This is a genomic window from Brevundimonas sp. (assembly GCF_035626535.1).
Classification (GTDB): domain Bacteria; phylum Pseudomonadota; class Alphaproteobacteria; order Caulobacterales; family Caulobacteraceae; genus Brevundimonas.
Window position 1 is genome coordinate 1 of record NZ_DASPNO010000082.1, and the last position, 8,432, is coordinate 8,432.

11 protein-coding genes are annotated in these 8,432 nt (G+C 69.6%); 3 read left to right on the forward strand and 8 right to left on the reverse strand.

Annotation, left to right across the window (positions count from 1 at the left end; all coding sequences use genetic code 11):
- Positions 1-56: 56 nt before the first annotated feature.
- From VEC04_RS12930 to crcB, 3 genes are all read right to left on the reverse strand, one after another.
- Positions 57-734: an HAD-IA family hydrolase gene (locus tag VEC04_RS12930; RefSeq protein WP_324777403.1), complete on the reverse strand. Its 678-nt coding sequence runs from the start codon at positions 732-734 to the stop codon at positions 57-59.
- A gap of 139 nt (positions 735-873) precedes the next feature.
- Positions 874-1,905, reverse strand: coding sequence for an RluA family pseudouridine synthase (locus VEC04_RS12935; protein ID WP_324777404.1), 1,032 nt, complete (start codon positions 1,903-1,905; stop codon positions 874-876).
- Positions 1,902-2,297, reverse strand: coding sequence for a fluoride efflux transporter CrcB (gene crcB, locus VEC04_RS12940; RefSeq protein WP_324777405.1), 396 nt, complete (start codon positions 2,295-2,297; stop codon positions 1,902-1,904). Before crcB ends, VEC04_RS12935 begins: the two co-directional genes overlap by 4 nt.
- Before the next feature lie 273 nt (positions 2,298-2,570).
- Here crcB and VEC04_RS12945 point away from each other — a divergent pair, with 273 nt between their 5' ends.
- Positions 2,571-3,011 carry a DUF2214 family protein gene (locus VEC04_RS12945; RefSeq protein WP_324777406.1) on the forward strand — a complete coding sequence of 147 codons (441 nt, stop codon included), beginning with the start codon at positions 2,571-2,573 and terminating at the stop codon, positions 3,009-3,011.
- A 145-nt stretch (positions 3,012-3,156) separates the two neighbouring features.
- Positions 3,157-4,386: a hypothetical protein gene (locus VEC04_RS12950; protein ID WP_324777407.1), complete on the forward strand. Its 1,230-nt coding sequence runs from the start codon at positions 3,157-3,159 to the stop codon at positions 4,384-4,386.
- A gap of 3 nt (positions 4,387-4,389) precedes the next feature.
- Here VEC04_RS12950 and VEC04_RS12955 read toward each other — a convergent pair whose 3' ends face one another.
- The 5 genes from VEC04_RS12955 to VEC04_RS12975 form a co-directional block, all read right to left on the reverse strand.
- A complete protein-coding gene (locus VEC04_RS12955; protein WP_324777408.1) occupies positions 4,390-4,902 on the reverse strand; it encodes a CC0125/CC1285 family lipoprotein in 513 nt (170 codons plus the stop codon).
- A 66-nt stretch (positions 4,903-4,968) separates the two neighbouring features.
- Positions 4,969-5,694: an RluA family pseudouridine synthase gene (locus VEC04_RS12960; RefSeq protein ID WP_324777409.1), complete on the reverse strand. Its 726-nt coding sequence runs from the start codon at positions 5,692-5,694 to the stop codon at positions 4,969-4,971.
- A gap of 51 nt (positions 5,695-5,745) precedes the next feature.
- The gene (locus tag VEC04_RS12965) at positions 5,746-6,192 is read right to left on the reverse strand and encodes a hypothetical protein (protein ID WP_324777410.1); all 447 of its coding nucleotides are present in this window, start codon (positions 6,190-6,192) and stop codon (positions 5,746-5,748) included.
- Positions 6,189-6,641, reverse strand: a complete 453-nt coding sequence (locus tag VEC04_RS12970) for a hypothetical protein (RefSeq protein ID WP_324777411.1) — start codon at positions 6,639-6,641, stop codon at positions 6,189-6,191. The genes VEC04_RS12965 and VEC04_RS12970 overlap by 4 nt, the downstream gene beginning before the upstream one ends.
- Before the next feature lie 63 nt (positions 6,642-6,704).
- Positions 6,705-8,024: a replication-associated recombination protein A gene (locus VEC04_RS12975; RefSeq protein WP_324777412.1), complete on the reverse strand. Its 1,320-nt coding sequence runs from the start codon at positions 8,022-8,024 to the stop codon at positions 6,705-6,707.
- A 71-nt stretch (positions 8,025-8,095) separates the two neighbouring features.
- Here VEC04_RS12975 and VEC04_RS12980 point away from each other — a divergent pair.
- Positions 8,096-8,432: VOC family protein (locus VEC04_RS12980; RefSeq protein ID WP_324777413.1), on the forward strand; the 337-nt coding region annotated here is incomplete at its 3' end.

An 8,432-nucleotide genomic window follows, 5' to 3' on the forward strand; every position in this document is an offset into this window, starting at 1 on the left:
TGGATGGCCGGGACAAGCCCGGTCATGACGGAGCTTTGAAAGTCGATTCGCCCTGCTCAGGCTGCCCGGGTCATCTCGGCGAAGCCGTCGAGAACCACCGTCAGTTCGGAAAAGCTGCCCGCCACATGCCGCGCCCCGGCGGCCTGCTGTTCCTCGACGGTGTGGAAGCCCCAGGCGACGCCGAGCGGCAGGACGCCGGCGTTGCGCGCCATCAGGATGTCGTGGGCGGTGTCGCCGATCATGACGGTGCGCGAGGGGTCGCTGTCGCAGGCGGCCATGGCGGCGTGGAGCATGGCCGGATCGGGCTTGCCGGGGCCGTCCTCCGCGCAGTGCGACGACAGGAACAGGTCGGCCCAGCCTTCGCGGGCGAGGTTGCGGGCGACGCCGCGGCGGTTCTGGCCGGTGGCGAGTGCCAGACGCCACCCGTCGCGGTGCAGGCGGCGCAGGGTCGCGGTGGCCTCCGGATAGAGGGGCTCCTCGTGCCCCTCGGCGTACATGCGGTTGAAACTGGCGCGGAAGCCGGCGACGAAACGGGCCAGCTCCTCGGGGTTCAGGCCCGGCTCCAGTACCGCCATGGCGTGCTCCAGCGACAGGCCGACGATCTGGCGGACCCGGTCGTAGTCCGGCTCGGGCAGGCCGATGTCGCGCGCGGCCTCGCAGGCGGCGCGGTGAATCGAGGCGCGGCTGTCCACGAGCGTGCCGTCGATGTCAAAGACCGCGAGAGGGCGGGTCATGGGCATTCTCCTCCCCATGCAATGGGGAGGTGGATCGGCGGCGGAGCCGACGAGACGGAGGGGCCGTCGGACCGGGGAGCGGTGGTTAGAGCCCCTCCACCGCTTCGCGGTCCCCCTCCCCATTGCATGGGGAGGAAAATCATCGTTGCCGCCTCACGCCCTCGAACGGATCGTGCTCGTTGCCTTCCGCCTCCTCGAAGCCGAAGTGGGCGAAGCCGGCTTTCATTTCGGGCGACAGCGGAGCGGTGACCTTCAGCATTCCGCCGCGGGGGTGTTCCAGCTCGATGCTGCGGGCGTGGAGCTGGAGCTTGAGGAGGCCCGACAACTCCTTCGACTTGTCGTCGCCGTATTTGGGGTCGCCGAGGATCGGGTGGCCGATGGCGGCCATGTGGGCGCGCAGCTGGTGCGTCCGGCCGGTGAAGGGGCGCAGCGCCATCCAGGCGGCGCGATGGGCGGCGCGGCTGATGGTGGCGAAGGCGGTCTCGGCGGGCTCGGCGCGGGGGTCCTTGCGGTCGGCCGGGCGCATCATCTCGAAGTCGTTGATGCCGGTCTTCTTCAGCGGCATGTCGATCTGGCCGGCGGCGGGCTTGGGGTTGCCGATGACGATGGCCCAGTAGGTCTTCTTCGCCTGACGGCGGGCGAAGGCGCCGGCCAGCCGCTTGGCGGCCTCGGGGCCCTTGCCGAGCAGCAGGACGCCGGAGGTGTCACGGTCGAGCCGGTGGACCAGCCGCGGCCGGTCCATCCCCTCCCCCCAGGCCGACAGCAGGCGGTCGACGTGGCGGCTGGTCTTGGTGCCGCCCTGCACGGCCAGGCCGTGAGGCTTGTTGAGGGCGATGACCATGTCGTCCTCGTAAAGCACGAGGGATTTGGCGAATTTGATATCCTGCGGGCTCAGCGCGTGGGGATCGCCGGCTTGCCGCGAGGTGTCGTCGGGGATGGGCGGGACGCGCACGGCGGCGCCGGCGGTCAGGCGGCCTTCGGGCTTGATGCGGGCCCCGTCGACGCGGATCTGGCCCGAGCGGGCCATCTTCTGCACCTGGATGTTGGACAGGTGCGGCCAGCGCCGGCGGAACCAGCGGTCGAGCCGGATGCCGTCCTCGGCCTCGGCGACGTAGATCGTCTGGACCTCGCGTTTCGGCGTGTCGGGTGTCTCGGCGGTCTCGTCGGTCAAAGGGCGGCTCCGAAGGCGCGGCGGGCGACCATCAGGCCGACGAACAGGGCGGCGATCGACAGGACCACCGAGGCGGCGGCATAGCCCCCGGCCATGGCGAATTGGCGGCGCTCGATCATCAGCGCCGTCTCCAGCGAAAAGGCCGAAAAGGTGGTGAAGCCGCCGAGCAGGCCGACGGCGGCGAACAGGCGAATAGATTCGGCATGCAGGCCGCCCCGAAAGGCGAGCCAGCCGGTCAGCAGGCCCATCAGCAGGCCGCCGAAGATGTTCGCCGCCAGCGTGCCCCACGGCCACTGGGCGGTCGGGAACAGGCGCACGGCCCAGACGCCGACGCCGTAGCGAGCGACCGCTCCGAGAGCGCCCCCTGCGGCGATGATGAGGAGTCGTGTCATAGTGCCGGGCTTATACACATCGGAGCCGCACGTGTGAGGCCACGTCGCTTCGGGCATACTCCACAGCGCGGGGGGCGCTTGTTTATGTTCTCGTTCTGGTATTTTCCGGTTGCGGCGGGCGTCGGCGCCTTCTGGGGCCTTGTTTTCGCGTTTGTCCTCCGATGGGCGCGGAAGCAGCGCGAGCTTCCGACATGGCCGATAGTGACGGGCGTTCTGCTCGGACTTCTGGGCGCGGTCCTGAACTGGCGCTGAATCGATAGCTCGGAGTCGCCCATGACCGACCTCATCCTCGCCATCCTCCACCACGTGGCCGTGTTCGGGCTCGTCGCCACGCTGGCGATGGAGGGCGTGATGCTCCGGGCCCCGACCCTCGACCCGGCCCGGCTGGTGAAGCTGGACGCCCGCTTCGGCATGACCGCCATGCTGGTGGTCGTCATCGGCGTCAGCCGGGTGGTCTGGGGCGGCAAGGGCTGGGCCTTCTATCAGGACAACCCGTTCTTCTGTGCCAAGATCGCCCTGTTCGTGGCCATCGGCCTGCTCTCGATCGGGCCGACGCTGCTGTTCTTCCGCTGGCGCAAGGCGGCGGCGGGCGATGCGGGCTTCGTTCCGCCGGCCGACGAGCTGAAGCGGGCGCGCTGGTGGGTCGGGCTGGAGGCGCTGCTGCTGATCCCGCTTCTGGCCTGCGCGGCGGCCATGGCGCGGTATCCGTTCTGACCGAAACTTCACTTGCCCGACGACGCGGTTAACGGCGATACCTGAGGCCGACGGCGCAGCTTCGCGTCACGAGGGAAGGCCGTCGGCCCGGCGGCGGCGATCCGCCATACTGCCCGGCCAAGGAACAAAGGACCGCCGACGCGTCATGTCGCACGACGATCACAGCCACCCGCCGCACGGTCACGATCCGCACGCCGCGCCGCTCGATGGCGGCCACGGCGGGCAGGGTTTCGACGCCCGCCAGCACGGGGGCATCGACGCCGCCGCCAATCCGCCGCCGAGGGGGGCCGCCGATCTGCACGACCGGGCCGTGCCCTCGGCCACGCCGCCGCGCCGCACCGGGCCGCTGCGCAATCCCGAAGGCATCCTGAACCCGATCCAGGACAGCGAGTATTTCTCGGAGGATCCGGAGGCGATCGACCGCGTCTCGGCCCACATCGACGAGTATTTCAACCAGCCGCTGGACATCTTTCCGTTCTGGGAGACGGAGGGGAAGCCGGACCGTTTCCACGTCCTGTTCGCGCGCCAGATCGAGGAGCGGTTCCCGGTCGATTCCGACCTCCGGGCCGACGTCTACGCCTATGGCCGCCGGGTATTCGACGCCCTGCGGGTGCATGTGCTGATCAAGCGGCTGAACCAGATGCTGGCCATGGTCGCGTTCGGCGTCCTGGCCGTGCTGGGGCCGACGTGGTTCAGCCAGTGGACCGGCACCGACACGGCCGGGGCCGGGCTGGCGGCGGGCGCCATGCTGGTTGCGCTGGGCCTCTATTGGGGCGTGCAGCAGGTCCTGTTCATCCAGTACCGCTTCCGGCTGGAGAACGACTCCTACCAGCTGTCGCGCGAGATCGTGCAGCGGACGCGCGAGCTGCAGAACCTGTTCACCTCGGGCCGCGCCATGGCCGACCAGGCCGAGACCCGGTACCAGCAGGACGGCAAGTCCTGGGGCCAGCGCGCCATGTACCTGACCCGGCTGACCATGTGGCTGGGCGCGCGCATGGAGTATCTCGAGAAATACGTCCAGATGGAGCTATGGCGCGTGCGGCGCGAGCGTTACTGGATGCGCTGGCTGGCCCGGCTGCTGACCCCGGCGGTGTTCCTGACCGGCGCGGCGGTGATCGCCCTGCAGTCGGCCCCGGCGGGGCACGAGGTCGCCTTCCGCGGCCTGCAGGCGCTGGCGATCGGGCTGTCGGCCGTGGTCGGCCTGCTGTCCTACTTCCGCTGGCAGACCCCGACCTCGGCGGTGCAGGACAAGCTCGGCATCGAGAACTGGGTCCGCTACGCCTCGCTGGACGTCGACAACGCCGTCGCCGACCAGGTGCGGCGCGACAAGGAGCGGCTCGTCGAATACCGGGCGCTGACGAGAGGCGGACGCTGAGGCTCAGGGCGCGGCCCGCCAGCCCAGGCTGTCGCGCACGTCGCTCGCGTCGTAGGCGTTCGGGCGGTCGGGCGTTTCGCCATTGCCCATCACCACCTCCAGCGTGGTCGAGGTCGGCGACGGACCGCTGAAATTCAGGCCGACCCCGACGCCGACGCCGGAGCTGCGATAGCTGCCGTAGCGGCCGCCGTAGCTGCTGGAGCCCGCTCCGATGGAGACGCTGGGCCGCAGGCCGCCGGCGCTGTCGAGACGGCCGTCGGTCCAGCGCTGGGTGACCTCGAACCAGTCGTAGCCCTGGGCCAGGGTCAGTTCGGCGGCGCGCAGCAGGGCGAAGTCGGCGACCGGGCCGGGCGCGCCGACGCCGTTATAGGTGACGCGGAAGCGGTTCGACTCGATGCGCTGCTCGGCATAGCCCTGCCCGCCCGCCCCCATCTGCGGACCGTAGGGGGCGAGGCTGGCGCAGGCCGACAGGGCCAGGCCGGCGGCGGCGGTCAGGGGCAGGATCAGGCGGTTCATGGCGCAACTCCGGGCGTTCGCAAGGAAAAGCGCGGGCGTGGCGGCGAGGTTCCTGTACCGCCCTACCTACAGCCCCGCCGCCGCCTTGAGCGCCGCGAAATCCCCGGGGAGCGGGGCCTCGGCGGTCCGGTCGCCACCTTCGGGGTGGGGGAAGATGAGCTTCGCCGCGTGCAGCATCAGCCGCGGGGCGGCGCGGCCGGCGAAGGTCAGGGCGCCGCCGTAGCGGGGATCGCCGACGAGGGGGCGGCCGATGTGGGCCATGTGGACGCGCAGCTGGTGCATCCGCCCGGTCAGGGGCTCGAGCTCGACCAAGGCACCGTCGTCGGAGGCGGACAGGGTGCGGTAGCGGCTCTGCGAGCCCTGCGCGCCCGGGGTGTCGAAGGCGCAGACGCGCATATAGCTCTCGCGGCCGATCTCCTGACGGACCAGCGGGGCGTCGATCATGCCGGCGCGGGGCTCCGGCGCGGCGGAGACGAGAGCCAGATAGGTCTTGCGGAAACGGCGCATCTGCAGCGCCTTGCCGAGGAAGCCGGCGGCCGGCTTGGTCTTGGCCGCGAGAATGACGCCGGAGGTGTCGCGGTCGAGCCGGTGCACCAGCTCGGGGCGCTTGCCGTTGGAGCGCATGAAGGCCCACAGCAGGTCGTCGAGCGTGTGGGCCTTGATCCGCCCGCCCTGGCTGCTGAGGCCGGCGGGCTTGTCGAGGACGAGCACGTGCGGGTCCTCGTGCACCACCCACGAGCGGACGGCGGCGATCTCGTCGTCGGACAGGAAAACGGGGGAACGGTCGGCCACCGCGCGTGCTTACGCGAACCGCCCGCCCCCGTCAGCCCGTGACTCCGTCCGTCAGCGCAGCACGCCCTTCTTGCCCATCATCCAAGCGTACCAGATGAAGAACACGCAGGCCGCGCCGATGACGATCTGCATCGGCCAGTGGTCGCCCATGGCCTCCATGCCGTCAGACATGCCGAAGGCGTAGATCATGCCCGCCACCCAGCCGAGGAACGAGATGACGAACACCGGCATGGCCCACTTGCGACGCAGCAGCAGCAACAGTCCGCCGAGAAGGCCGCCCCAGACGCCGATCGCCCAGGCCGCGTGCGCCCAGGCGGGCGTGGCGTTGAAATAGGCGATCTGCGCCTCGGTCATTCCGAACTGAACCAGCCAGGCCTCGCCCTGAAGTTGGGTCATGGTGTAGTCGAAGCAGCCGAAGCCGTTCCACAGCACGGCCACCACGCCCACCACCCACAGGTGCCAGGGCGTGCGGGCGCCGCCGATGCCCGGGGCGCTCAACGCAGCACTCCCTTCTTCGACATGGTCCAGGCGTACCAGGCCAGGAAGGCGGCGATCAGGACGATGACGTACGGCATGTAGGCCATCATGGCCATTTCGGGCGGCGGCGGCGGCGCCTTGTCGATCACCGCCCCGTACAGAAGGCTGACCACCGCGCCGAGCAGCGACAGGGCGAAGGCATGCACCGCATAGCGGCTGCGCATCAGCAGCAGCACGGAGCCCGCGACCGCGCCCCAGACGCCGAGCACCCAGGGGCCGTACATCCATGTGGGCATGGCGCCGTAGTAGGCGATCATGGCGTCGGTCATGCCAGAGGCGCGCCAGTAGGTCTCGCCCTGCGTCACGCTCATGATGAAGTCGTAGCCGCCGAACGCATTCCACAGCAGCGAGATCACGCCCACGGCCCACAGGTGCCACGGCGTACGCATTGTCATTGAAGTATCGGTCATCGTCCCCTCCCAAGGATTTTCCGAGGACGGGAGGATGATCCGAAAACAGGGTTACGGCAACGGTTACCCTGTCGGCTCCCCGCCGGCCCGCATCTTCGCCCGTAGCGCCGCCCAGCGCTCGAGCCGCTCCCTGACCTTGGCCTCGTGCCCCTCGCCCTTCGGGTCGTAGAAGGTGCGGCGCTCCATTTCGTCGGGGAAGAAGTCGGCCCCGGAGAAGCCCTCGGGCGTGTCGGGGTCGTACTGGTAGCCCTTGCCGTAGCCGAGCGACTTCATCAGCCTGGTCGGCGCGTTGCGGATGTGCGCGGGCGGCATCAGGGAGCCGGTCTCGTGCGCCGCCTTCTTCGCCGCCTTGAACGCCTCGTAGACCCCGACCGACTTGGGCGCGGTGGCGAGGTGGACCACGGCCTGGGCCAAGGCCAGTTCGCCCTCCGGAGAGCCGAGGAAGTCGTACGTGTCCTTGGCGGCGTTGGCGACGAGCAGCGACAACGGGTCGGCCTCGCCGATGTCCTCGACCGCCATGCGCACGATCCGGCGGGCCAGATAGAGCGGATCCTCGCCGCCGTTCAGCATACGGGCGAGCCAGTAGAGGGCCGCATCGGGATCCGATCCGCGAACCGATTTATGCAGTGCTGATATAAGGTTGTAGTGTTCTTCTCGACTTTTGTCGTAAGCGGGCGCGCGCTTCTGCAGGATGCCGGCGAGGGCCTGGACGTCGAGCGGCTCAGTCTCGGCCAGGTCGAACAGCACCTCGGACATGGTCAGTAGATAGCGGCCGTCGCCGTCGGCCAGGGCGAGCATGGCCTGACGCGCCTCGGGGGTCAGCGGCAGGGTCTTTCCCTCCTGCGCCTCGGCCCTGATCAACAGTTGATTCAGCGCTTCGTCGTCCAGCCGCTTCAGCACATAGACCTGGGTCCGCGACAGCAGGGCGCCGTTCAGTTCGAACGATGGGTTCTCGGTCGTGGCCCCGACGAGGGTGACGATCCCCTCCTCCACGAACGGCAGGAATCCGTCCTGCTGGGCGCGGTTGAAGCGGTGGATCTCATCGACGAACAGCAGGGTCGACTGGCCGGCGGCGCGGCGCATGCGGGCGGCCTCGAACGCCTTCTTGAGGTCGGCCACCCCGGAGAAGACGGCGCTCAACGACTGGAACTGGTAGCCGGCGGCCTGGGCCAGCAGGCGGGCGATAGTGGTCTTGCCGGTGCCGGGCGGTCCCCACAGGATCATCGAGCCGAGGCGGCCGGCCTCGACCATGCGCCGGATCGGCCCGCCGTCGCCGAGCAGATGATCCTGACCCACCACCTCGTCGAGAGTGCGCGGCCGCAGCCGGTCGGCCAGCGGCGCGTCGGGGGGATGGATGCCTGAGGCTTCGAACAGGTCGGTCATGCGGGGCCAGAGATAGGCGTTACGGTCGCTGTTTTCACGCGTTAGTATCGCCACACGAGGAGATCGCGATGATGGAAAAGGTGGACGCGCCCAAGCCGCTGACCGGGGTGACGCCCTATCTGACCATCCCCTCGCGCGGCGGGCAGGCGGCCGCCGAGTTCTACGCCCGGGCCTTCGGGGCGGTGGAGGTGCGTCGCCAATTGGCCGACGACGGCGAACGCCTGATCCACGCCCATCTGCACATCAACGGCGGCAGCATCATGCTGTCCGACGAGTTTCCGGAGTACGGCGGCGACGTCGATGTCGTCCCCAGGGGCGTGACCATCCACCTCCAGGTGGACGACGCCGACGAGTGGTGGAACCGCGCCATACTGGCGGGCGGGGTGCCGGTGTTCCCGCTGGCGGACC